The 22,409-nt window shown below is 71.0% G+C and carries 21 protein-coding genes and 3 pseudogenes; 16 read left to right on the forward strand and 8 right to left on the reverse strand.

All coding sequences use genetic code 11. The annotated features are described in order from the left end of the window. Positions 1–82: 82 nt before the first annotated feature. The 3 genes from ACFW6P_RS30475 to ACFW6P_RS30485 all read right to left on the reverse strand — a co-directional run bounded on the left by ACFW6P_RS30475 (position 83) and on the right by ACFW6P_RS30485 (position 3,259). Complete coding sequence (locus tag ACFW6P_RS30475; protein WP_386425529.1) at positions 83–1,126, reverse strand: methyltransferase domain-containing protein; 1,044 nt, start codon at positions 1,124–1,126, stop codon at positions 83–85. Positions 1,127–1,324: 198 nt separating this feature from the next. Beyond that, on the reverse strand, positions 1,325–2,905 hold the full coding sequence (locus tag ACFW6P_RS30480) for an MFS transporter (protein ID WP_386425532.1): 1,581 nt from the start codon (positions 2,903–2,905) through the stop codon (positions 1,325–1,327). Positions 2,906–2,965: 60 nt separating this feature from the next. Next, entirely contained in the window at positions 2,966–3,259 is a 294-nt protein-coding gene (locus ACFW6P_RS30485) for an NADPH-dependent FMN reductase (protein WP_386425555.1), read from the reverse strand. A 6-nt stretch (positions 3,260–3,265) separates the two neighbouring features. On the opposite strand from ACFW6P_RS30485, the pseudogene ACFW6P_RS30490 reads away from it, so the two are divergent. The 4 genes and pseudogenes from ACFW6P_RS30490 to ACFW6P_RS30505 all read left to right on the forward strand — a co-directional run. After that, positions 3,266–3,352: pseudogene (locus tag ACFW6P_RS30490) on the forward strand (NADPH-dependent FMN reductase); the annotation flags it as partial. Positions 3,353–3,451: 99 nt separating this feature from the next. Next, positions 3,452–6,712 carry a BTAD domain-containing putative transcriptional regulator gene (locus ACFW6P_RS30495; protein ID WP_386425535.1) on the forward strand — a complete coding sequence of 1,087 codons (3,261 nt, stop codon included), beginning with the start codon at positions 3,452–3,454 and terminating at the stop codon, positions 6,710–6,712. Between the two features lie 250 nt (positions 6,713–6,962). Continuing rightward, complete coding sequence (locus ACFW6P_RS30500) at positions 6,963–8,018, forward strand: glucose-1-phosphate thymidylyltransferase (RefSeq protein ID WP_386425558.1); 1,056 nt, start codon at positions 6,963–6,965, stop codon at positions 8,016–8,018. After that, positions 8,015–8,422: pseudogene (locus ACFW6P_RS30505) on the forward strand (GDP-mannose 4,6-dehydratase); the annotation flags it as partial. The gene ACFW6P_RS30500 and the pseudogene ACFW6P_RS30505, both read left to right, overlap by 4 nt. An 82-nt stretch (positions 8,423–8,504) precedes the next feature. On the opposite strand, the gene ACFW6P_RS30510 reads toward ACFW6P_RS30505, so the two are convergent. Next, entirely contained in the window at positions 8,505–9,707 is a 1,203-nt protein-coding gene (locus ACFW6P_RS30510) for an IS3 family transposase (RefSeq protein WP_386425538.1), read from the reverse strand. A 28-nt stretch (positions 9,708–9,735) separates the two neighbouring features. Between ACFW6P_RS30510 and ACFW6P_RS30515 the strand changes: the two genes are divergently transcribed. Continuing rightward, a complete protein-coding gene (locus tag ACFW6P_RS30515) occupies positions 9,736–9,996 on the forward strand; it encodes a hypothetical protein (protein ID WP_386425541.1) in 261 nt (86 codons plus the stop codon). A 310-nt stretch (positions 9,997–10,306) separates the two neighbouring features. Here ACFW6P_RS30515 and ACFW6P_RS30520 read toward each other — a convergent pair whose 3' ends face one another. Further along, complete coding sequence (locus tag ACFW6P_RS30520) at positions 10,307–11,374, reverse strand: medium chain dehydrogenase/reductase family protein (protein ID WP_386425544.1); 1,068 nt, start codon at positions 11,372–11,374, stop codon at positions 10,307–10,309. 211 nt (positions 11,375–11,585) lie between these two features. Then, positions 11,586–12,149 carry a TetR/AcrR family transcriptional regulator gene (locus tag ACFW6P_RS30525; protein ID WP_386425547.1) on the reverse strand — a complete coding sequence of 188 codons (564 nt, stop codon included), beginning with the start codon at positions 12,147–12,149 and terminating at the stop codon, positions 11,586–11,588. 634 nt (positions 12,150–12,783) lie between these two features. On the opposite strand from ACFW6P_RS30525, the gene ACFW6P_RS30530 reads away from it, so the two are divergent. From ACFW6P_RS30530 to ACFW6P_RS30550, 5 genes are all read left to right on the forward strand, one after another. Further along, the gene (locus ACFW6P_RS30530; protein ID WP_386359034.1) at positions 12,784–13,308 is read left to right on the forward strand and encodes an SRPBCC family protein; all 525 of its coding nucleotides are present in this window, start codon (positions 12,784–12,786) and stop codon (positions 13,306–13,308) included. A gap of 260 nt (positions 13,309–13,568) precedes the next feature. Then, complete coding sequence (locus tag ACFW6P_RS30535; protein WP_386359032.1) at positions 13,569–14,405, forward strand: cupredoxin domain-containing protein; 837 nt, start codon at positions 13,569–13,571, stop codon at positions 14,403–14,405. Continuing rightward, the gene (locus ACFW6P_RS30540; protein ID WP_386359030.1) at positions 14,398–15,780 is read left to right on the forward strand and encodes a multicopper oxidase family protein; all 1,383 of its coding nucleotides are present in this window, start codon (positions 14,398–14,400) and stop codon (positions 15,778–15,780) included. The genes ACFW6P_RS30535 and ACFW6P_RS30540 overlap by 8 nt, the downstream gene beginning before the upstream one ends. A 96-nt stretch (positions 15,781–15,876) precedes the next feature. Next, positions 15,877–16,278: a hypothetical protein gene (locus ACFW6P_RS30545; protein ID WP_386359028.1), complete on the forward strand. Its 402-nt coding sequence runs from the start codon at positions 15,877–15,879 to the stop codon at positions 16,276–16,278. Between the two features lie 8 nt (positions 16,279–16,286). Then, complete coding sequence (locus ACFW6P_RS30550) at positions 16,287–16,544, forward strand: DUF6207 family protein (RefSeq protein WP_386359026.1); 258 nt, start codon at positions 16,287–16,289, stop codon at positions 16,542–16,544. 10 nt (positions 16,545–16,554) lie between these two features. Here the strand turns inward: ACFW6P_RS30550 and ACFW6P_RS30555 are convergent, their stop codons facing one another. After that, a complete protein-coding gene (locus tag ACFW6P_RS30555; protein WP_386359025.1) occupies positions 16,555–16,785 on the reverse strand; it encodes a hypothetical protein in 231 nt (76 codons plus the stop codon). Positions 16,786–16,845: 60 nt separating this feature from the next. On the opposite strand from ACFW6P_RS30555, the gene ACFW6P_RS30560 reads away from it, so the two are divergent. Continuing rightward, positions 16,846–17,145, forward strand: coding sequence for a hypothetical protein (locus ACFW6P_RS30560; protein ID WP_386359023.1), 300 nt, complete (start codon positions 16,846–16,848; stop codon positions 17,143–17,145). Positions 17,146–17,619: 474 nt separating this feature from the next. After that, positions 17,620–17,796, forward strand: a pseudogene (locus ACFW6P_RS30565) (N-acetylmuramic acid 6-phosphate etherase); the annotation flags it as partial. A 69-nt stretch (positions 17,797–17,865) separates the two neighbouring features. On the opposite strand, the gene ACFW6P_RS30570 reads toward ACFW6P_RS30565, so the two are convergent. Continuing rightward, entirely contained in the window at positions 17,866–18,555 is a 690-nt protein-coding gene (locus ACFW6P_RS30570; RefSeq protein WP_386425549.1) for a TetR family transcriptional regulator, read from the reverse strand. 241 nt (positions 18,556–18,796) lie between these two features. Between ACFW6P_RS30570 and ACFW6P_RS30575 the strand changes: the two genes are divergently transcribed. From ACFW6P_RS30575 to ACFW6P_RS30590, 4 genes are all read left to right on the forward strand, one after another. Next, positions 18,797–19,774, forward strand: a complete 978-nt coding sequence (locus tag ACFW6P_RS30575) for a zinc-binding alcohol dehydrogenase family protein (RefSeq protein WP_386359019.1) — start codon at positions 18,797–18,799, stop codon at positions 19,772–19,774. Between the two features lie 100 nt (positions 19,775–19,874). Then, positions 19,875–20,141: an aldehyde dehydrogenase family protein gene (locus ACFW6P_RS30580; protein WP_386425561.1), complete on the forward strand. Its 267-nt coding sequence runs from the start codon at positions 19,875–19,877 to the stop codon at positions 20,139–20,141. Positions 20,142–20,453: 312 nt separating this feature from the next. Beyond that, on the forward strand, positions 20,454–21,437 hold the full coding sequence (locus tag ACFW6P_RS30585) for a zinc-dependent alcohol dehydrogenase family protein (protein WP_386359017.1): 984 nt from the start codon (positions 20,454–20,456) through the stop codon (positions 21,435–21,437). 341 nt (positions 21,438–21,778) lie between these two features. Next, entirely contained in the window at positions 21,779–22,054 is a 276-nt protein-coding gene (locus ACFW6P_RS30590; protein ID WP_386425552.1) for a hypothetical protein, read from the forward strand. The last annotated feature ends 355 nt before the right edge of the window (positions 22,055–22,409 follow it).

Below are 22,409 nucleotides of genomic sequence, written 5' to 3' on the forward strand. Positions count from 1 at the left end.
ATCTTCGTTTGTCCACACACCAACCGATGATCACGCGGTGGCCGTACCCGTTCCCAGCCGGGCCCGCTGCAAGATCGCGAAGTCAGACTGGAGTATTAGCCGGGGTGTTGTCGCAGATGAACGGAACCAGGTCGGTGCCGATCCCGCAGTAGTTGAGGACGGTGGCGCTTTTCGCGGTGGCGCCGTAGCCGACCACCGAATGGCCCTGCTCGCGCAGGTCGGTGAGCAGCCGCACCAGGTCGCGGCAGCTCTTCTCCACGTGCCGCGCGAAGCGGTGGTAGGTCTCCGGCCGGCCCAGGCCCCCCTCGCGCTCGCGCTCGATGTGCTCGGTGACGGCCGCCGAAACCGTGCGCCGTCCGGGACGGGCGATGGTGTACCGCATAGACCCGCCGTGCACGGACAGCGGCTCCACGTCGGCCAGTTCGAAGCCGAAGCGCCGGGCCATGGCCTGCACGGAGCCGACCGAGAAGAGGTAGAAGTGCTCGTCGTAGATCTGGTCGAAGGCGTTCTGCCCGATGATCGAGCCCAGGTAGCGGTCCTCGATGACGAAGACGCCGTCGGGTCCGAGCGGCGCGTCCACGCCCCGGAACACCGAGTCGATGTAGGCGATGTGGCTGACGGTGTTCGCGGAGAAGATCACGTCGGCGGGTCCGTCGGCCGCGGCGATGTCGCGTGCGCTGGAGTCCTGGAAGAAGTCCGTGCGCACCCGTACGCCCGCGGCCCTGGCGAACTCGGCGACATGCGCGGAGGGGTCGACGCCGAGGTGGCGCACGCCGGCCCGGCCGATCGTCTTCAGCATGGTCCCGTCGTTGGAACCGATCTCCACCACGAAGGGGTCGTCGCCGGCGAGTTCGCCGTCCAGCAGCCGGTGCGCGTACTTCTCGAAGTGCTCGCGCATGACGTCCGAGCCCGCCGAGCGGTACGGGTAGTCCTCGTGGAACATCTTCTCGCGGGGCACCTCTTCGATGAGCTGCACCATGGTGCACTCGGTGCAGACACCGGCGGCCAGCAGGAAGCAGAACTCGCTGCCCGCCGTCTCCGGCGTCACGAAGGAATCGGAGACGGGCTGCCAGCCGAAGTCGAAGAACTCATCGACCGGGCCACCGCAGATTCGGCATTGGACCATGGACGGATTCCTTTGCGTGTCGAGGGCGGGCGGCTTGACGCGCCGGGGAACGCGAGCGCACGAGTTCATGCTGTCGACTGCGAGGGGAGTCCACGATCGGGCCGCCTCATATGTCAGGTCAGCGGCATGCCCCGGCGCGGAGAAACGGCGCGGGCCCTCCGCCGGGGTGGCGAAGGGCCCGCGCCGGGCGTTCGGCGGTCAGGAACCGGCCGGGGCCGACTCCCGCCGGGCGGCGGCCGGCTCGTCCGTGGCCGGCGGGGTGCCGCCCACCTTGCGCAGCAGGGTCACCGCCAGCACCGCGGTGACGGCGATGAGCGAGGCGCAGACGACGCCGACGACGTTCATCCCGCCGGTGTACGCCTCGCGCGCCGCGGCCAGCACCTCGTCGCGCAGGTCCGCGGGCAGCTCCTGGGCGGCGACGATCGCGCCTTCCATGCCGCCGCGCACCGCCTGGGCCTGCTCGGCCGGCACGCCCTGCGGGACGGTGATGTCCCCGCGGTAGAGCGCGGTGCCCAGGCTGCCGAACGCCGCGACGCCGAGCGAGACGCCGAACTCGCCGCTCGTCTCGGACAGGGAGGCGGCGGAACCGCCCTTCTCCAGCGGGGCGGAGCTGACCACGAGGTTGGTGCCCAGGGCGCCGATCGGTCCCGTACCGAAGAAGGCGATCACGAAGCCGGTGATCAGCAGCGGGAGTCCGCCCACCGGGTCGACGAACGCGACCAGGAGGTAGCCGACGGTCGTCAGGGCGAGACCGCCGCCGATCACCAGGCCCATGGGCAGCCGCTTGGTCAGGCTGGGGGCGATCATCGCCGCCACGATCGAGGCGAGCGCCGACGGCACCATCCACATGCCGGCGGCGGTGGGCGACAGGCCCTCGACCATCTGCAAAAAGCCGGTGATGAACAGGTAGCTGCCGCCCATGGTGGCCATCGCCAGCATCAGCACGAGCAGCGCCGAGGTGAAGGCGCCGGAGCGGAACAGGCGCAGGTCGAGCAGCGGGTGCGTCAGCCGGGTCTGACGGCGGACGAAGACCACGCCAACGGCCAGGCCGGCCGCGATCACCAGCAGGGGCAGCGGCTGCCAGCCGTAGCGGGCGATCTCCTTGAGGCCGAAGATGACCGGCAGGATGGTGCTCAGCGAGAGCGCGACGCTGAACAGGTCGAGCCGGCCGCCGTCGGGGTCACGGTACTCGGGGAGCAGGACGGGACTCGCAATCAGCAGGATGACCATGACCGGGACGCCGAGCAGGAAGACCGAACCCCACCAGAAGTAGTCCAGCATCACGCCGCCGATCATGGGGCCGAGCGCGGTGCCTCCCATGAAGCAGCTGGCCCACACCGCGATGGCCCGACCGCGCTGCCCCGGGTCCTGGAACATGTTGCTGATCAGCGCGAGCGTGGAGGGCATCAGGGTGGCCGCGGCGACACCGAGCAGCGCCCGGGTGGCGATCAGCATCTCGGTGCTGGTGGAGTACGCCGCCAGCAGTGAGGTGGCGCCGACGAAGGTGGCGCCGATCAGCAGCAGCCTGCGCCGGCCGATCCGGTCGCCGAGCGTTCCCATGGTGACCAGGAAACCGGCGATCATGAAGCCGTAGATGTCCATGATCCACAGCGTCTGGGTGCCGGTGGGGTGCAGGGACTCAGCCAGGTGCGGCAACGCGAGGAACAGCACGCTCTGATCGAGCGCCAGCAGCAGCGTGGGCAGGGCGAGCACGGCGAGACCGAGCCACTCACGGGTCCCCGCCTTCACCGGCGTCGCCGGGGAGACATGAGATGACATGGGTGTCCTTCCAGGGTCGGGGACTGTGTGGTGCGGACCACGGGATCGGTGCGGAGAGCGTCAGCCGGGGTAGGGCCGTACGGCCCGCGCGTCGCGCAGGGTGCGCCCCCACCAGGTCAGCTGGTCGAGCATCGTCCTGGCGGCGGCCTCGCACTCCGTGGCGTTCACCGGCCGGCCCTGCTCGTCGAAGCGGTTCCAGTACTCGGGGAAGGCGACGGAGTCACGGACCGTCACGGCGTGCAGACCGGGCAGAATCTCGCGCAGATGGGCGACGGCGCGCAGACCGCCGGCGATGCCGCCGTAGGAGACGAACGCGACCGGCTTGGCCTTCCACTCGTCGACGTACCAGTCCAGGACCTGACGCCGTGGCTGGTCCGCGCCGACGCGTTCATCATCGTGACCCCGGAGTACAACCACAGCTTCCCCGCCTCGCTCAAGAACGCCATCGCGCCCGGTCGCTCTCGGCCGACGCCTCCCGGTCGCTCTCGGCCGTCTTCGCGCCGCATCGTCCTGTCGCGGGCCGCCCGGTTCGGCTAGCGTGATCACATGCGTTTCGGGGTGCTCGGCCCGCTGGCGGTGTGGACGGACGAGGGGCGGCCGGTGCGGGTGCCGGAGCTGAAGGTGCGTGCTCTGCTCACCGCGCTGTTGGTCCACCGTGGCCGGCCCGTGTCCGTGGACCGGCTGATCGACGACCTGTGGGGCGAGCAGTTGCCGAGCAACCCCGCCGGCGTCCTGCAGAACAAGGTGTGGCAGCTGCGCCGGGCCTTGGAGGACGCCGCGCCCGGCGGCCGGGACCTGGTGGTCTCCCGCCCGCCCGGCTACGAGCTCGTGGTCCCGCCCGGGTCCGTCGACGCCGACCGCTTCCTCGACCTGACGGCCCGCGCCCGCCACAGCACCGATCCCCGCGCCCGGACGAACCGGCTGACCGAGGCGCTAGCCCTATGGCGGGGTCCGGCGTTCGCCGACTTCGTCGACGAGGAGTTCGCCCGCACCGCCGCCGACCGCCTGGAGGAGCAGCGGCTGACGGCGCTGGAGGAGCAGGCAGAGGCCCGCCTGGAGCTCGGCGAGCACGCCCTGGTCGCCGACGAGTTGGCAGACCTGGTGGGGTCGCATCCGCTGCGGGAACGGCTGCGTACGGCCCACATCCGCGCCCTGTATCTCGCCGGCCGGCAGAGCGCCGCCCTCACCAGCTACGGGGAGCTGCGCGAACGGCTCGCCGAGGAGCTGGGCGTGGACCCCTCCCCCGAGCTGGCCGCGCTGCACCAGGCGATCCTCACCCAGAGCCCGGCCCTGGCGGCCGCGCCGTCGCCGAGCACCACCGCGGCCCGGCCGCCGACGAACCTGCCCGCCCCGCCGGTCGACCTGATCGGCAGGGACGCTCTGATCGAGCGGCTGCGCGCACTCGTAGGCCGCCACCGGCTGGTGACCCTCACCGGCTCGGGCGGCGTGGGCAAGACCCAGCTCGCCCTGGCGACCGCGGCCGCGGTCGGCCCGGAGTTCCCCGGCGGTGTCTGGCTGGCGGAGTTCGCCTCCCTCGACCGCTCCGCCACGTCGGCCACGGAGGTGCACGAGGTGGTCGAGGCGGTGCTCGGCGTGCGCGACGACATTACCTCCTCCCCCTCCCCCGACGGTGACCCGCTCTCCTCCACCACGCGGGTGGTGCACGCCCTCGGCGACGAGCAGGCCCTGCTGGTCCTCGACAACTGCGAGCATGTCGTCGAACCGGTGGCCGAGTTGGCGGTACGGCTGCTCAGGGCGGCGCCGCGGCTGCACATCATGACCACCAGCCAGACCTCGCTCAGCGTGGGCGGTGAGCAGCTGGTGGAGGTGCCTCCGCTGGACCTGCCACAGTCCGCCGCGGGTCTGAGCACCGAGGACGTGCTGCGGTTCAGCGCCGTCGAACTGTTCGCGGCGCGGGCCGCCGCGGCCGCTCCCCGCTTCCGGCTGAGCGAGGAGACCATCGCCCCCGTGGTCTCCGTCTGCCGCCGCCTGGACGGCATTCCGCTGGCGCTGGAGATGGCGGCCACCCGGGTCCGCGCCCTGGGCGTGCAGGAGCTGGCCGCCCGTCTCGACGACCGGTTCACGCTCCTGGCTGCCGGGACCCGTGACGCACCGGCGCGCCACCGCACGCTGCGCGCGGTCATCGACTGGAGCTGCGGCCTGCTGAGCTCCCGGGAGCGGGCGGTGCTGCACCGCCTGGCCGTGCACGCCGACGGCTGTTCGCTGGCGGCGGCGGAGGAACTGGGCGCGGGCGCCGGCGTGGACCACACGGAGGTGCTGGACCTGCTGGCCCGTCTGGTGGACTGCTCCCTGGTGGTCATGACCGACGGGGTCGACGGGCCGCGCTACCGGCTGCTGGAGTCCGTCACAGCGTACTGCCTGGAGCAGCTGCGCGAGAGCGGTGGGCTGGAGGCGCTGCGTCTGCGCCACCGCGCCTACTACACCGCGCTCGCCGAGCGGGCCAGGCCGCATCTGCGCGGTCACGGGCAGCGGGAGTGGCTGCGCCGGCTCGACAGCGAGACGGCGAACCTGCGCACCGCGCTGGAGAGCGCCGTGCACAGCGGGGACGGTGAGCGGGCCCTGCGGCTGGTCAACGCCCTGGCGTGGTACTGGTATCTGCGCGGCCGCAACCGCGAGGCGGAACGTTCCCTGACCGCGGCGCTCGCCCTGGTGCCGCGGACCCCGGTCACCCCGGCGGTCGCCGAGGCGACGGCCTGGCTGGGCGGGACCAGGCTGCTCCTCGGCGGCGGCAAGGACCCGCTCGCCGAGTACCGCGCCGCGCTGCGCCCATACGAGGAGCTGGACGACCCCGGCGGCGAGGCGCACGCCCAGTGGTTCCTGGGGTCCAACCTGTACGGCGTCGGGGACCTGGGGCCCAGCGAGGAGCTGGTCGAGCGGGCGCTGATGACGTTCCGGTCGTTGGAGGACCGCTGGGGCACGGCGGCGGCGCTGAGCAGCCGGGCGTTCATCGCCAAGCTGCGCGGCGAGTTCGGCGCGCTGCGCAGGTACGGTGAGCAGAGCCTGGAGATCTTCCGCGAACTGGGCGACCGGTGGGGGCAGTTGCGGGCCACGGTGCCACTGCAGACGCTGGCCGAGGTGGTCGGGGACTACCCGCAGGCCGGGCGGCTGCTGCGCGACGGGCTGCGCATGGCGGAGGACCTGGAGCTGTGGCCCGAGGTGTCGTTCCACCTCTCGGGGCTGGGCCGGATCTCCCTGCTCACCCGGGACCACGCGATGGCCCGGGAGTACCACGAGCGGGCCCGGCGGCTCGCCGTGGAGCAGTCGGACGACTTCGGCGAGCAGTTCGCCGAGATGGGACTCGCCATGGGGGTCCGCCGGGAGGGCGACCTGGACACCGCCGAGCGTCACCTGCGCAACGTGCTCGACGTACACCGGCGCATGGGCTACCAGCCCGGCGTGCCCTCGCTGATCCTCGCCGAGCTCGGGTTCGTCGCGGAGTTGCGCGGTGACCCGCGGACCGCCCTGGAGTTGCAGCGGGACGGCCTGAGGGTGGCGCAGGAGTCGGGTGATCCCCGCGCGGTCGCCCTGGGTCTGGAGGGTCTGGCCGGGGCGCAGCTCCTGGCGGGCCGTGCCGAGCGGGCGGCGTGCCTGCTCGGCACGGCCGCCGCGGCCCGGGCACGCGTGGGCACTCCCCTGCCCGGGGGCGAGCGGGACGACGTGGACCGGATCGCAGCGGGCGCCCGTGAGCGGCTGGGCGAGGAGCGGTTCACCGCCGCCTACGAACGGGGCGGAACGCTGAGCCCCGAGGAGGCGGCGCAGGAGATGCCGGCTGGCGAGCAGGCGTGACCCACGGGCCGTGCGGTGTCCCGCCCCGGGCACCGGCTCGGCGCCCCGCCTCCCGTGCCCGGCGGCCCCGGCCGGATTGCCCTTCCGGCATGAGTGAATAGCAGAGAGTGCGTCACGTCAAGCAGGACATGACAGAGTCCAAGAACATATCAACGGACCTCCACGGCGGCGCCGTTAGCCTCACTCATGCACTCCCGGAAAATTCTACGAACATCATCCATTGGCCGAAGAATCGATCCGGAAGGACAAAGTGAAGGCTCTCGTACTGTCCGGCGGGATGGGAACCCGGCTTCGGCCCTTCACCTATTCCACGCCGAAACAACTGATTCCGGTCGCCGGCAAGGCGGTCCTGGAACATGTCATCGACAACATCCTGGCTGCGGGCATCACCGATATCGGCGTGATCGTCGGCGACCGGTCGGAGAAGATCCGCGAGGTGATGGGCGACGGGTCCCGGTTCGGCGCCCGCATCACCTACATCCACCAGGCACAGCCCCTCGGGCTGGCCCACTGCGTGCTGATCGCCCGGGAATTCCTGGGTGCCGACGATTTCCTGATGCACCTCGGCGACAACGTCCTGTCGGAGGGAATCACGGAAATCGCGCGGAGTTTCACTGCGCAGCGGCCGGACGCCCAGATCGTCGTCCAGAAAGTCGCCGATCCGCGGGCTTTCGGGGTCGCCGAGATCGACGAGTCGGCCACGGTGACCCGGCTGGCCGAGAAGCCGGCCCTACCGCGCAGCGATCTCGCCCTGATCGGCGTCTACTTCTTCACTCCGGCCATTCACCGGGCGGTCGACAGTATCCGGCCGAGTGCCCGCGGGGAGCTGGAGATCACCGACGCAATCCAGTGGCTCGTGGAGGACGGAGCCTGTGTGAAGGCGAGCGAGTACACCGGGTTCTGGGCCGACACCGGGAACGTCGACGCCCTCCTCGAATCCAATCGCAGGCTGCTGGACGAGGTGCGCCCGCAGCGGCACGGCGAGGTGGACGACGCCAGCGTACTGACCGGTCCGGTGGTGCTCTCCCCGGGTGCGCGCGTGGTGCGCTCCTGCATCGAGGGGCCGGCGTACATCGGCCCCGGGAGCGTGGTGGAGGACAGCCACCTCGGGCGCTACACCGCGATCGGCGCCGGCTGCGCGGTGCGGCGCACGCTCATCGAGGACTCGATCGTGCAGGACGGGTCCTCACTGTCGGACCTGAGCAGGCTGAGCGGCTCGCTCATCGGCAGGACCGCCTCGGTGGCGGCCACCCGCCGGCACCGGCTGATCGTCGGGGACGACTCCCGGGTGGAGGTCGCATCATGAGACTCCTGGTCACGGGCGGCGCAGGCTTCATCGGCTCGCACTATGTGCGCGCCGTGCTCGACGACCGTTATCCGCAGGCCGTCGGCGCCCGGGTGACCGTCGTCGACAAGCTGACCTACAGCGGCAACCTCGCCAACCTGCCGGTCGGCGCGGAGCGTCTGGACTTCGTCCACGGCGACATCTGCGACGCCGGACTGCTGCGGGAGCTGCTGCCCGGCCACGACTCGATCGTGCACTTCGCGGCCGAGTCGCACGTCGACCGCTCCGTGGCGGCCGCCGCCGACTTCATCCACACCAACGTCGTGGGCACCCAGGTGCTGCTCGACTGCGCGCGCCTCGCCGGCGTGGAGCGGATCGTGCACGTCTCCACCGATGCGGAAGTGAAGCTTCCCCTTGATCGTGGACACCTGGAAACTGGGATCTTGAAGGTCCAGAGGAAGTAGCACCAGGTGGGAAGCAAGTACACGAAGCGGTATACCGAGGAGTTCAAGCGGGACGCGATCGCGCTCGTCGATTCCTCGGGCAGACGGTCACCGCCGTCGCCCGGGAGCTCGGGATCAGCTCGGAGTCCCTGCGCGGCTGGTACCGCGGGCCAAGGCGGACCGGGGCGAGGGTGAGTCCGGTGAGCTGACCAGCGCCGAACGCGAGGAGCTCAAGCGGCTGCGCAAGGAGGTCCGTGAGCAGCAGCAGACCATCGAGATCCTGAAAAAAGCGACGGCCTTCTTCGTGAAAGAGAACGACCGGTGAGTGAGCTGTACCGGTTGATCCATGCGGAGAAGGCGGCCTACCCGATCGTCCCGCTGTGCCGGGTACTGAAAGTCGCCCGCTCCTCCTGCTACGCCTGGCGCGAGGGCGAGGCCGCCCGCCGCGCTCGGCAGGCGCCGACGACGCTCTCGAATCAAGGTGTTGCGACGACCGGTTGAACCCGCCCTGCGACCCGGCATCCGAGTGGTGGATCAACTCACCTGCTCGGTGCGGGTGTTCGTCGCGGTCGCGTTGCCACAGAGCCATGTCCAGGGCGTGCAGGACGAGCGTGGTCTGCTTCGACGTGGCGGCGGACCAGCCGACGATCCGGCGGGAGAAGGTGTCCACGACGAAGGCGACGTATACCACTCCTGACCAGGTGCTGATGTGGGTGAAGTCGGCAACCCAGCAGCGGTTCGGGGCCGGCGCGACGAAGTCGCGGTCCAGCAGGTCCGGTGCCCGCTCGACGGAACTGTCCGGGATCGTGGTGATGATCTTCTTTCCGCGGACGGCACCGGTGACGCCGGGCTCGCGCATGAGGCGCTCGACGGTGCACCGGGCCACGACGTGGCCCTGGCGGCGCAGCTCACGCCAGACCTTCCTGGCCCCGTAGACACGGTAGTTGCCCTCGAAGATCTGCTGGATGAGCGGCTTCAGCTCGGCGTCGCGGACAGTGCGGGCGGACGGGGCCTGGAGGCGCTTGCGGTGGGCGTAATAGGTGGAAGGGGCGATCTTGCAATCGTGCTCGGTGAGCACGCGGCAGATCGGCTCGACACCGCCGAAGCGGGCCCGGTGCTCGTCGATGAACGCCACGAGCGTGTGTGGCCGGTCGAGCTCGGCCGCGAAGAAAGACGCCGCGGTGGGGCGCGAGGGCCTTTCTGATCGCCGGTGCAGATCTCGCAATCCACACCGAGCCAGAAGGCCCCTCACCCATTTCAAGACCACACATCAGTGATCGCTGTCACCAACCTCCGTGGACAGAACACCTAGGACAACTCCGCCGCCCCTCGGGCGTGAGCCGGCCACCGCGTCCATTCCGGAACCGCGCACCAGCAGGGCGGAATCCGAGACGGCGAACGCAGAGGCAGCGCAGCCGAAGCAGCCGAAGCGGCTCCCCTACGACGACGCCTTCTACTGCGTGCACCATCTCCACCAGAAGATGACGCCCGAGACGTTCGCACGAGGAGCCCGGGTGTGGAGGGACGTTCTGCGGGAGCAGCACCCGGACGAGTGAGGCCCTGCTGGCCGAGCTGGGAGCCCGGTAGCAGACCACCCAGCGGCCCCGCTCGCCTTCCTCGGTGAGCGGGGCCGCGTCGGCTGACACGGACCCGCTCGTCCTGATGGCAGGGCCCACCGCCGGGAACACAGCTCACTCCGTGAAGCGCAGTACCGGCTTCAGGACCTGGCCGCCCGCCACACCTCGGCTCACACCCTCACGACTGGCGGCAGCGCCCCCGCCAGGCCACCGGCCGCTACGTCCTGGAGGCCGGCTTCCCCGCGGCCGTCGCGGAGCAGCGGGGGCGACGGCCGTGGCCGGTGCGCGGTCAGGGCACCAGGACGACCTTGCCGACCACGGTGCCCGATTCGGCCAGCCGAACTGCTTTGCCGACCTCAGTGAGCGGGATGCACGCGGCGACCTGGGGGACCAGTTTCCCGTCGGCGAGGAGGTCGAGGACCTGGGTCAGATCGGCGTGGAGCTTGGAGCGGAAGGTGTCGTGTCGGCGTTGTCCGGCCCAGATGTTGTAGAAGTGGGCGCCCTTGCCGTTGGGCAGGGCGTTCCAGAGCATCAGGCGGGCGAACAGCTTGAGGACGGGGGCCTTGGAGGAGCCCTGGACGTCGCGGGTGGAGGCGGTGCCGTACGAGACGAGGGTGCCCTGGGGGGCGAGCAGGCGGTAGGAGGCGACGATGCCCTCCCCGCCGACGTGGTCGAAGACAGCGTCGTAGCCCCGGGGAGCGTGCTCACGCAGTCGGTGCTCCAGGTCGGGGGCGCGGTAGTCGACGGGTGTGGCGCCCAGGGTCCGCACGGCCTGGTGATGCTTGGCCGAGGCGGTACCCACGACGGTGGCGCCGACGAGGCGGGCGAGCTGGACGAGGGTGGAGCCCACCCCGCCGTTCGCGCCGTGGACAAGGACGGTGTCCCCGGCGCGGACCTTTGCCAGGCGATGGAGCATCTGCCAGGCGGTGATGCCGTTGACGACGAGGGTCTCGGCCTCGGCGGAGTCGACCTCCTCGGGCACCTCGGTCAGGTCGCGGACGTCGACGGTGACGTGACTGGCCCAGGCGCCGGTCTTGGTCAGCACCGCGAAGCGCCGTCCCAGCACACCCTCGGTGACGCCTTCGCCCGCTTCGACGGCCCGCCCGATCAGGTCGTACCCAGGGACGAAGGGGAAGGGCGGCTGGTCGTAGTACTTGCCGCGCCGCATCTGCTGTTCGGCGAAGGAGACTCCGGCGGCCTCCAGTGCCAGGACCACCTGCCGAGGGCCGGCGGGGAGGGCGGGACGGGTACGCACTTCGATGCCCTCGGGGTCCACGATGCCGGGCAGCACGGCTTCGGTGACGGTGGACGGCGTGTGCGGGGAAGCGGCGGCGGGGGTGCGGCGGGTGCAGTGCATGGGGGTGTTCCTCGTCTGGGAAGAGCCGGCGTGTGGCGGCGGGAGTGGCGGAGCGGCTGAAGCGCGAGGGGCAGGAGGGCTGGCGGCGGCTGGGGCCGTTCTCGTGGGCTGCCCGGTCGGCGTGGGAGCATATGTGTGGTCAAACACTCACTCTCGGGGTGAAGAAACGGGCGGCCTCGGGTTCCGTAGGTGGCCGCCGTCCGGGATGGGGTCAGTAGTGCATGATGCCGGCCGTCAGGGTGCGGGCCCAGGGAGCCGAGACCGCTTCGGCGTCGATGGAGACCAGCAGGTGACAGAGCATGCCGACGGCGAAGAAATCCTGCACCTGAGCCTCGCTGGCGCCCGAAGCGCTGCGGACGTACTCGACGCTGCGGGCATACCCCGCCCGGACCGCTTCCCGGACGGCGGGCTCCGACACCGCCGCCGCCTGGGCGTGCAGCTGCACCAGCATCAGATCGTTGTCGATGATCAGGCGGGCGTAAGCGTCACCCATGGAAGCCAGTACCGCCTCCGGCGAGGCGCTCTCGGCCTTCGCCGCCCCCCCTTCGAGAGCGGCGCGCACCCTGACGAAGCAGTGCTCGACGACCGCGGTGAACAGCGCTTCCTTGTTCGGGAAGAGCCGGTAGACGTACGCCTGGGAGATGCCGGCGGCCTTGGCCACCTCCGTGGTGGTGGTTCCGAAGTACCCCCGGGCCGCGAAGGCTCCGATGGCCGTACACAGAACCGTCTCACGGCGTTCGTCGGCTGTGGACAGTTGGCGTCGCCCCGTCTTCATGTGAGTACTGAACCACTCACACCTTGTGGTGTCAAACGTCAACCCCGGCGGCCCGGGGCAGGCGGCTTCGAGCACGCCGAGGGGCCGGCGGACGGGCGTGCTGCGCACGGGCGTCCCGACCGTCCGTGGAGGCGTCCTGAGCGTTGCGCGCCGAAGGGGGTGCCCGGTGGGCGGCCACCGGACCGGGCCGGCAGAGCCGGCCCGGAGTGCTGCGGGAGGAGGAAAGTCGCAGGTCCGCGGGTCCGGCCCTCAGGTCTCGTAGCCCTGCAGGGCGGCGGGGTGCCAGTGGCCTGCCGTTGCCGGTAGGCCCTCTGCCCCTGCACTCCCGCCCCCCGATCGGTCACCGGTTCCCTCTGCGCCGCAGGCGCCCGGGCGGCGTCTGCGCTCTCGTCCCGGGGTCCGGCCGAGCGCCGAGCGGCAAGGCTGCGGTTGACGAGAAAGGAAAGAGAGTGGTTGGCTACTCACACGCCGGAAAGGGTGGTCGGGGGATCTCGAACCGTCACCCAAGGCGCAACACTTCCCTGGATTCCTTCGCGCCCAGCGCCCGGCGATCCAAGCCGTCCGGAGAGTGAGTGAATAACCACACTATCTCAGGGTGGATGTCACCTCTCCCGATCCCTACGAAAGAATTCTCATGTACACGACCATCACCGCACTCCTTGCCGCACTGCCCCTGGCCTTCGGGAACGCGGGGACCGCACCGGTAGAGATCGACAGGACGGCCCCGGTGATCACCCGGGACGACATCGTCATTCACGCGCCGCTGGACCGGATCTGGCGCATCCAGACCGACGTCGAGAACTGGCCGGCCTGGCAGCCCGGCGTCAGCTCCGCGGTCAAGCAGACCCCGGGGCGTCTGCGCCCGGGCTCTTCGTGGGTCTGGTCCACCGAGGGCCTGGAGAACATCACCTCGACGGTGAAGCAGGTGCAGCCCGAGCGCCGCATCGTCTGGGGCGGACCGGCCCAGGGCATCACCGCCGTCCACGTGTGGACCTTCACCCAGGCCAAGGACGGCGTCCACGTCCACACCGAGGAGTCCTGGACCGGCGACCCCGTCACCGCCCACACCGACTACCTCCAGGACGCCCTGGACGACTCGCTCGACCAGTGGCTGCACAACCTCAAGCAGCAGGCCGAGAAGCGCCACCCCCGGGCCTGAGCCCGGAAGAACCGCACCCTGAACGGCGGCCCCGGCCACAGCACCGCCACTCCTGGCATGGCTGAAGGTCCTGACGGCCACTGCGGAGAGCCGGAGCCGACCCCCACACGACCTGGCCGGAGGGGAGGTGCGTGGCCCCATGCTCCTGGGCCGCCCACTCCGGCCGCACCTCACCCGTCCCACGCATCTCCCGCACGATGCGCAGCGACGCCGATTCCCCGTACACCCTCGCCACCACCCGTCCCGGAAGGACACTGACGATGACCGCCACCGCTCCCACACCTGTCTCCGCCCCGCCACTGACACTCCCGGACCGCCTGACGGCTGCCGGACTGCTGGCCTTGGCGCTCTGCGAGCTCCTCGCCCACCTGGCCCTGGGAGGCCGGCCGAACCCCGGCATGGCCGCACTGGCCGTGCTGCCCCTGACCGCGGCCGCCCTGATCTGGCGGCGCGTGCGCTGGGCTCCCCTCATCTCCCTCCTCGCCGTCGTCGCGGTCCTCGCCACCCGCACCACAGCCCTCTCCTTCGACCTGACGCGCCCGGCGGACGTTCTGTATTTCGCCGCCGCCGTCCTCGAACTCGCCGCGGCCGGCGCGGTCGCCGGGCCGATGGCCGCCACCCTCCTCAAGCGCCGCACTCCCGTGGTCACCGGCGCCTTCGCTCTGGCCGCGGCCCTCGCCCTGAGCGCCGGCGTCGTCCTCACCTCCCCCCAGAGCGACGACAGCGGCTCCCTCACCGACGAGCAGATCGCCGCACTGCCCACCGTCGACATGGTCAACTACCGCTTCGAGCCCTCCATCCTGCGGACCGCCCCCGGCCAGCCGGTCGCCTTCACCTTCACCAACGACACCGACGACGCCCACGCCTTCACCGTCGACAAGCTCGGCATCGACATCGAGGTCCCCAGCGGCCGCACCCGCACCGTCGTCGTCCAGGCGCCTCCCGGCCGGTACGCCATGCACTGCTCGGTGGGCAGCCACAGCGCCGACGGCATGCGGGGACAGCTCGTCATCACCGGCGACGCCACCACCCCCGCGCCGGACGCCTCCCACACCGGTGACGCCACCCCCTCCGACGCCCAGCACCTCCATGGCTGACCTCCTGTCGCGGCGCTCCCTGATCCTCACGGGCGCCCTCGCCACCGCCGGAGCGCTCGTCCCCCTCATCCGCACCCTCACCCCCGCCGACGCACCTGCCGACGGACCGTCCCTGCCCGCACTGCCCGAACTCGACCTCCACACCCCCGAGGACGAGCCCGCTACCCGGACCGGCACCCTCACCGCCGGCAGCGCCGGGGCCGGGCGGCTGGCCTACAACGGCACCGGACCCGGCCCCGGGCCGCTGCTGCGCCTACGCGAAGGCGACCGGGTCAGGCTTGCCTTCCGTAACGACCTCGACGTCCCCTCCAGCCTCCACCTGCACGGCGTCCCCATGCCGCCCGCCACCGACGCCCCCCTGGCCCACCTCGCACCCGGCCGGTCAGACGTCCGTGAGTTCACCCTCCCGCCCGGGTCGGCCGGCACCTACTGGTACCACCCCCACGCCCACGGCGACGTGGAACGACAGCTCCTGGCCGGCCTCGCCGGACCCGTCATCGTCACCGGCCCCGCCGACAACCAGCCCGCGCTGCGCGACGCCGACGACCGCCTGCTGATGTTCACCCGCACCGGCCGCGACGTCCTCGTCAACGGAGCCACCCGCCCCGTCATCTCCGCCCGCACCGGACGCACCCGCCTGCGCCTGCTGAACGCCACCGCCGGCGACCATTTGCTGCTGGCCCTCACCCGCGACGAGGAGCGCACCACCGCCCATCTCATCGCCACCGACAGCGGACTGCTCGAACGGCCCGTCCCGCTCACCGAGATCCTCCTCGCCCCCGGCGAACGCGCGGAGATCCTCGTGGCGACCACCGCACCGGGCCGCCTGGCCCTGCGCGCCCTGCCCTACTCCGTCTACGGCCCCGACGGACAGCGCACCCCCGACCGGACGCTGGCCGCCATCGACATCCCCGCAGGCCTGAACCCCGTACGGCTTCCCGCCTCGCTGCTGCCGGTGGAGAAGATCGACCCCGCAACCGCTGTCCGCACCCGCCGGATCCTCCTGGGCGGAGCCGGCGACGGCTCATACACCATCGACGGCCGCACCTTCGACCACGACCGCGTCGACCTGCACGCCTCCCTGAACACTCTGGAGATCTGGGAGGTGGAGAACACCCACACCATGGACCATCCCTTCCACCTCCACAGCTACGCCGTCCAGGTCCTCCACCGGGACGGGAAGCCGGAACCCTTCCGTGCCTGGCGCGACACCGTCAACATCCCCGCCCACACCTCCGTCCGCCTCGCCGTGCCCTTCCGCGGCAGGGGTGGCCGCACCGTCTACCACTGCCACATCGCCGCCCACGAGGATCTCGGCATGATGGGCGTCCTCGAAGTCGCCCAGCCCGGTGAAACGTCCGCATCGGGCAGGTGACGGCCACTGCCTGCTCCCGCGCACGCGGGGACGGCCCCGTTCTCGCCGACATCGGGCCGGGCTCAGCGAGCGCCTCCCGAGGCCGTCGACTCCCACATGGCCGGATCCACCAACGGCGTCGGCCCCGCGGACGCGGGCCTGTCCCGGGAGCTGCCGATCTGGTTCATCTTCAACCCGGAGAGCGAGTACGTGCCGCTCGAAGGCAAGGACGACGAGGTCGACGGCGGCAGTGCCCGCTCACCCGGCATCGATGTGCGCTGCGACAAGGTCGATTCGTACGGCGTGCCGGGGTGCGTCCTGACGCAGAACCGGGCCCGTCTACACCCCGGCCCGAGCGTCCCCATCCGCAGTTCTGCCGCGCGGCGTCAGCGCGCCGTACGACCCGCGCCTGGGCGACCAGAGCCGGTGAGAGTGGTCCGGCGACGGCCCCTGACCACCCGTACTCGGTCGGGTGAAGGTACTGCCGTGGCGGAACCCTCCCCGGCCGCCCGGGCGTAGTGCCGTACATGGACCCGATCAACGAGGTGCACGTGAGTGAGCCGGGCCTGGTCGTCGTTGACGTCTCGGCCGCCGACGACGCCGTCGCCCTGGCTTTCCAGCAGCTGCTCGCCGAACGGTGGGCGACGGCGACAGCGGAGCGGACGACCCGAGACGCGGGCGAGCCCGGCGTACGGCTGTGCTGCTACCTGGACTTGAGGCAGCCGGTCGGCTCGGAAGCTTCGGCCCACGTGCCTCCTCAGGTCTTCACAGAGGTACAGCGATGACGATCGCCCATCACGTGGTGCGGTCCCTGGCCGCTCGTCGCTGTGCGGCGCGTTCCACGAACGGCTCCAGGCCGCTCTCGGGGTGCAGGTACACGTAGCGGTGGGCGGCGTGGACCTGCACGGCGTTGAGGCGGTCAACGAAGGTCTGGGGGACGGTGAGCGTGACGTCCTCGGGGCCCAGGGACAGCAGGTGCTCTGGGCCGATGGCAAGTATGAGGGTCTGAGCGTCACCGAACGCCATGCCGAAGATGGTGCGGCTGCTCGGCCTGGGCGCTCCAGGGACAGCAGGTGCCCTGGGCCGATGGCAAGTATGAGGGTCTGGGCGTCACCGAACGCCATGCCGAAGATGGTGCGGCTGCTCGGCCTGGGCGCTCTGCTGACCGACGAGGTGACGCTCACGCCCGGTCCCACGGTGCTCGCCCTCGCCTGGGTCGGCATCAGCCACGGCTTCATCGACCGCCGCTGGCCCGTCGACCGCTGGATGTCCTTCGCCGGGCAGAGCGGTTTCAAAGCGCACGGCGGGGCTGCCCACGTCGACCAGGCCGCGCACGTCGTCCTCGGTCTCCTACCCGCCGCGTTCCCGCTCGCGACGCTCGGCTGACCCGGCCCACGAGACCAGAGAGGAGGATGCCATGCCCTTCTGTGGACGCTGCTCGGTGCCGTCGTCTACGTCGGCGCCGGCTGCTACCTCACCGGCTCCCTGATCGCGCTCAGGCCCAGGCCTCCGGAGACGTGCTCTTGGTGTTCCAGCGCCTCCGGGCACACGGTCACCGGCCACTCGTACGGAAACTGCCGCGGCCCGGCCGACGCCCGCCTCGCCCAGGAGCGCCGACGTGCCGACCAGAAGTTCAGGAAGGACCGCCGCGACGCGGACGCTCGGTAGCAGGCCGAGGTCCGAGAGCTCGAACGTGCCCGCCATGCCCGCAAGTTGCGGATGCTGCAGATCGGCACCAGCACCACCCGTACCGGCTCACGCGGGAACGAGATCCACATGAACGGGTGGGTCTTCGACAGCCTTTCCGGCCCCTGTAGCGGCCCGAGCACCGGCACTTCGACGGCGCACAGCGGCAGCGGCGCGCCCGCCACGGGTGGGTCGGACGAGGAGGCCGAACGCGCCCTGGCGGCCACGGACGGCGAGGTCGAGGCCGCGATCGTGACGATCCTCAGCGGCGTGGACGGCCCGTCCGCCGCCCGGCTCCCGGCGGAGAGCGCGGGACATCTGCGCGCGGCACCGGAGAAGACGGCCGGCTGACGCCGCCGCCTCGCCCCCACACCCACCGGACGCCGCCTCCAGCACCCGGGCCCACCGGACGTCCGTCCGTCAGGCCTGCCTGCCGCCGACCTCCAGGCTGTTCCGGGCACCGGTCAGACCGTCGCAGAGGGCGGTGAGCAGCCAGGTGAGGGTGGCCTCGAAGTCGACCCCCATGTGCGCCGTCCCGGGATCTTCCTGGTACAGACGCGTGACGGTCTCCCCCGGGTGGCCGGCCTGCCACAGCGGGGCGGTCAGCGCGATGACGGCGACGACGAACTCTTCCGCGGGCACGGGACCCAGCGTGCCGGTGGCGGCGATGGCCTGGGCGACAACGCCCGCGGCGCGGCCCGCCGCGCGCTTGAAGTCGCGGACGCGTTCGTAGCCGACCTCGCGCTCCAGGCTGAGGGTGACATGGGTGAAGAGGTCGCACAGCAGGGGACGCTCGACGAGGGTGGCGACCAGGACACGCGCCAGCTCCGCGGAGGTCAGGCCGGTGCGGCCGGTGAGGCGCCCGGCGACGGCCCGGGACCAGTCCTCGTACCCCTCTTCGGCCAGAAGTAGCAAGATCTCCTCGCGGGAGGCGTAGTAACGGCGTACGGCCGAGACATGGACGCCCGCGTGCTGGGCGATCGCGGTGAGGGTGACCCCCCGCACGCCCTCGCGCGTGGCGAGCTCACGGGCGGCTTCCATGAGGTCGTTGGCCCGCTGCGTCTTGTGCTGAGCCGAGTAGGCGCGCTGGAAACCGGGACGGTCAGTCATGCCGGAAAGCGTAACGCGAACAGGACGCTCCAACCGCAGCCGCAACAGACGACCCACAGAGGCGCCGGACCCACCGGAAAATTAACGCAAGGTCTTTGCGTTGACAACGCAAGGCCTTTGCGTTAGTTTTCCGGTGTCGCCAGTCGGACAGACTGGTGAAGGTTCACCGCGGAGACCGGCGGCCACCCCGGGCGCCAGCCCGCGAAGGCTGAATCCAGCACCGACCAGTACGGAGTGCGCCATGCGTGCGATCCTCATCAATGAATTCGGCGGGCCGCAGGTTCTGACCGAGACGGAACTCCCCGATCCCCGGCCGGGCCCCGGCCAGATCACCATCGACACCACCCACGCCGCGGTGGGCTTGATCGATGTGTTCTTCCGCCGCGGAGACCTCGCCGGCCGGCCCGAACTGCCGCAACCTCCCTTCGTGCCCGGCGCGGAAGTCGCCGGAACTGTCCGGGAGGTGGGTGAGGGGGTTACCGACTTCCAGGTCGGCGAGCCGGTCGTCACCCTGTCCCACCTCAGCCTGGGCGGCTACGCCTCGGTCACCGTCGCCCAGGCGGCCATGACCGTCTCCCTCAAGGGCAGCGGCGTGGACCCCGCCCGGGCCGTCTCGGCGCTGCCCAACGCCACCACCGCCCATCTCGCGCTCACCCGGGTCGCACGGCTCGAGCGGGGCGAGAGTGTGCTGGTGCACGGTGTGGCCGGCGGTCTGGCCGCCCCCTTCGTCGCGGTCGCCCGCTCGCTGGGCGCCTCCCGCGTCGTCGGCACCGTCTCCTCGCAGGCCCGGATCAAGGACACCGAGCACCTGAACCTGGACGAGGTGTTCACCACCGACCGGTTCGTGCGGGACCTGGACGGCCGGCCGGTCGACGTGGTGGTCGACCCGGTCGGCGGGGAGGTACGCGCCGCCAGCCTGGACGTGCTCGCACAGCTTGGGCGCATCCTGGCGGTGGGCCACGCCGCCCACACCCCGGACGCCCCCCTCACCGGCGACGAGCTGTGGCAGAAGAACGCCGGCATCCTCGGCTTCTCGGCCGGCCACTACCTGCACGCTCACCCGGAAGCCGCCCGGCCCGCCGCCGAGAAGATCGTCGGCCTCCTGGCCCGCGGAGAGCTCACCCTGCGCGTCGACGAACTGCCCCTGTCCGAGGCCGCGGAGGCGCATCGCCGCCTGGAGGCTCGCGAGGTCCCCGGCCGCCTGGTCCTCTCCCTCTGACCGGCCTGTATCCGCCCCAGGTCTCTCCCGCTCCCAGGGAACACGGTGCCGCCCAGCGGCATGTCACCGGCGAGCACCCTCCGCCCTCCGCGGTTCCTCCATCTCCGTTCCGGCTTCGGGCGCACGGCCCGTCCCGGCCGGCGGGCGCTCGTCACGCCGAACGCCCAGAGCCGCCCGCACGCGCACATTCAGTCACGCTGCCGCGTACGGCCACCGAGAACTTCGCAGAAACAGGCAGGTGAACAGTCATGCCGTCGACGACCCGACCAGCCCGTTCGGCGGCTTCAAGATGTCTGGCTACGGACGCGAGTTCGGTGTTCACGGCCTCAATGCCTACCTCGAGACCCGCACCGTCTTCGGCGACTGACCCCACCCCTGACGAAGCCGGTCGCATTCCGGATCCGTCGGCCTCCGCCGCGACGACAGCAGGGCGGCGCCCTCGCGGCTTCCCGGATCTCTGATCGAGGAGATGAATCTTGAGGGCGATATGACAGAAAAGTCGAGGATGTCGCGCTTCGGCCTGCTGGTTCCCGTGAGAGGCGGCGCTTGCCCGGATGCGCACCCCCGCGCCGGACGATCCCAACGGCGCGCTCTGCCTCGGCCGTCGGCCTTCCCGCCAGCCCTCTCCGATGCGTCGGCCCCTTCCACCCACCTGACAAGACAGGAATGAGGCGCAGTCATGCGCGCAGTGGTTCTGCAAGAGTTCGACACCCCGCTGGCCCTCAGCGAGATCGAGAAGCCCAAGGCGGGCCCGGGCCAGGTGCTGGTCAAGGTCAAGGCCAGCGGCGTCAACCCGCTGGACGCCAAGATCCGGGCCGGCGGGGCTGCCCACGCCAAGCGCACGCTGCCAGCCGTCTTGGGCCTGGACCTGGCCGGCGTGGTCGAGGAGGTCGGCACAGGCATCAACGACTTCGCCCCCGGCGACGAGGTCTTCGGCATGACCGGTGGCGTGGGTGATCTGCAGGGCTCGCTCGCCGAGTACGCGGCCGTCGACGCCCGCCTGCTCGCCCGCAAGCCGGCCGCGCTGACCATGCGCGAGGCCGCAGCCCTGCCCCTGGTCTTCATCACGGCCTGGGAGGGCCTGGTCGACCGGGCGCAGGTCCACGCGGGGCAGAAGGTACTCATCCACGGTGGAGCCGGCGGGATCGGCCACGTGGCCGTGCAGATCGCCCGTGCACGCGGTGCCGAGGTCTTCGCCACCGCGTCGCCCTCGCGACTGGCCGTCGTCGAGCGCCTGGGGGCCACACCGATCGACTACACCACCACCGCGGTGGACGAGTACGTCGCCAAGCACACCGGCGGCGAGGGCTTTGACGTCATCCTCGACACCGTCGGCGGTCCCGTGCTCGACGCCTCCTTCACAGCGGTACGCACCTACACGGGGCACGTCGTGAGCGCCCTGGGCTGGGGGACCCACAGCATCGCGCCCCTCTCCTTCCGCGGGGCGACCTACTCCGGCGTCTTCACCCTGCTGCCCCTGCTGACCGGTCGCGGGCGGGAGCACCACGGAGCGATCATGCGCGAGGCGGCCGCCCTCGCCGACGCGGGGGCGCTCAAACCGCTGCTCGACCCTCGGCACTTCACGCTCGCCGATGTCTCCGACGCCCACGCGGCCGTGGAGAGCGGCGCCGCGCAAGGCAAGATCGTGATCGACGTCGACTGACACCCCGCCAGGCACCCCCGTCGGTCGGGCCGGTCGCCGCGGCCGTCCAGGTGTCACCCTGTCCCTGCAGGCCCTGGTCGCCGCGTTCGCCACCGGCAAGAACCTCGTCGACGACGCCGCCCGCACGTCCGTGAGCGAGGCGGTCGGCGACTGAGCCACCCGTGTTGGGACTCCTGAAGAAGACCTCAGCCCTGCTCCTCGCTCCGGCTGGCTGCAGGCTCAACCAGGCCACGGTCTTCTCTGATGTCAAGGCCGTACACCCGCTCGGCCCATCACCGATGACTTCTGCCTCGTGGCGCCGTCCTACTGGACCAGGATGAAGTCCGAACAGGACAGGACGTATGCACGGCGCACTCGTGACATTGACGATTGACCCCGATCAGGCCCCGGCTGCCGCTGGCGCGCTGATGAACGACATCCTGCCCAAGATCCGTTCAGCTCCCGGCTTCATCACCGGTTACTGGCTCGAGCCGGCCGACGGCAGCGGCTTCTCCATGATGCTGTTCGACACCGAGGAACAAGCGCGCGAAGCGACTCCGCCGGCAAGCGGCTGGACGGCCCCTGGCGTCACCATCACCAGAGTCGAGATCCGCCGAGTAGCAGTCACCGCACCTTGACGCGACCGGCACCTCGCCGAAACGACACCCTGCCGACGACCGCCCCGCCGGAACACCCACCGGCGGGGCGTCGCCGTCACAGCCCGTCGGCATCGCGAACGCCGCCTTCATCGGCATTCTCAACGCCGGGCAACACCCGGAGCCACAGCGAGGGCCAGAAGGGAGCGGATGAAGGGAGCAGCGCAGGTGGACTGTCAATGCCCGCACAGTCACTGCTGAAGTTCTCCACACCACGCGACCCTGCGCGCTGGGGTGGGCGCGCGGGTCTGTACGGTCTTCGGTGTAACTCCCGATCATGGAAGTAGCACCTGATGAGCGACGTGACTGTCTCTGCTGAGGCGGTTGAAGAGGTCCG

It is taken from the genome of Streptomyces sp. NPDC058741, assembly GCF_042746715.1.
In the GTDB taxonomy this organism is placed as follows: Bacteria; Actinomycetota; Actinomycetes; order Streptomycetales; family Streptomycetaceae; genus Streptomyces.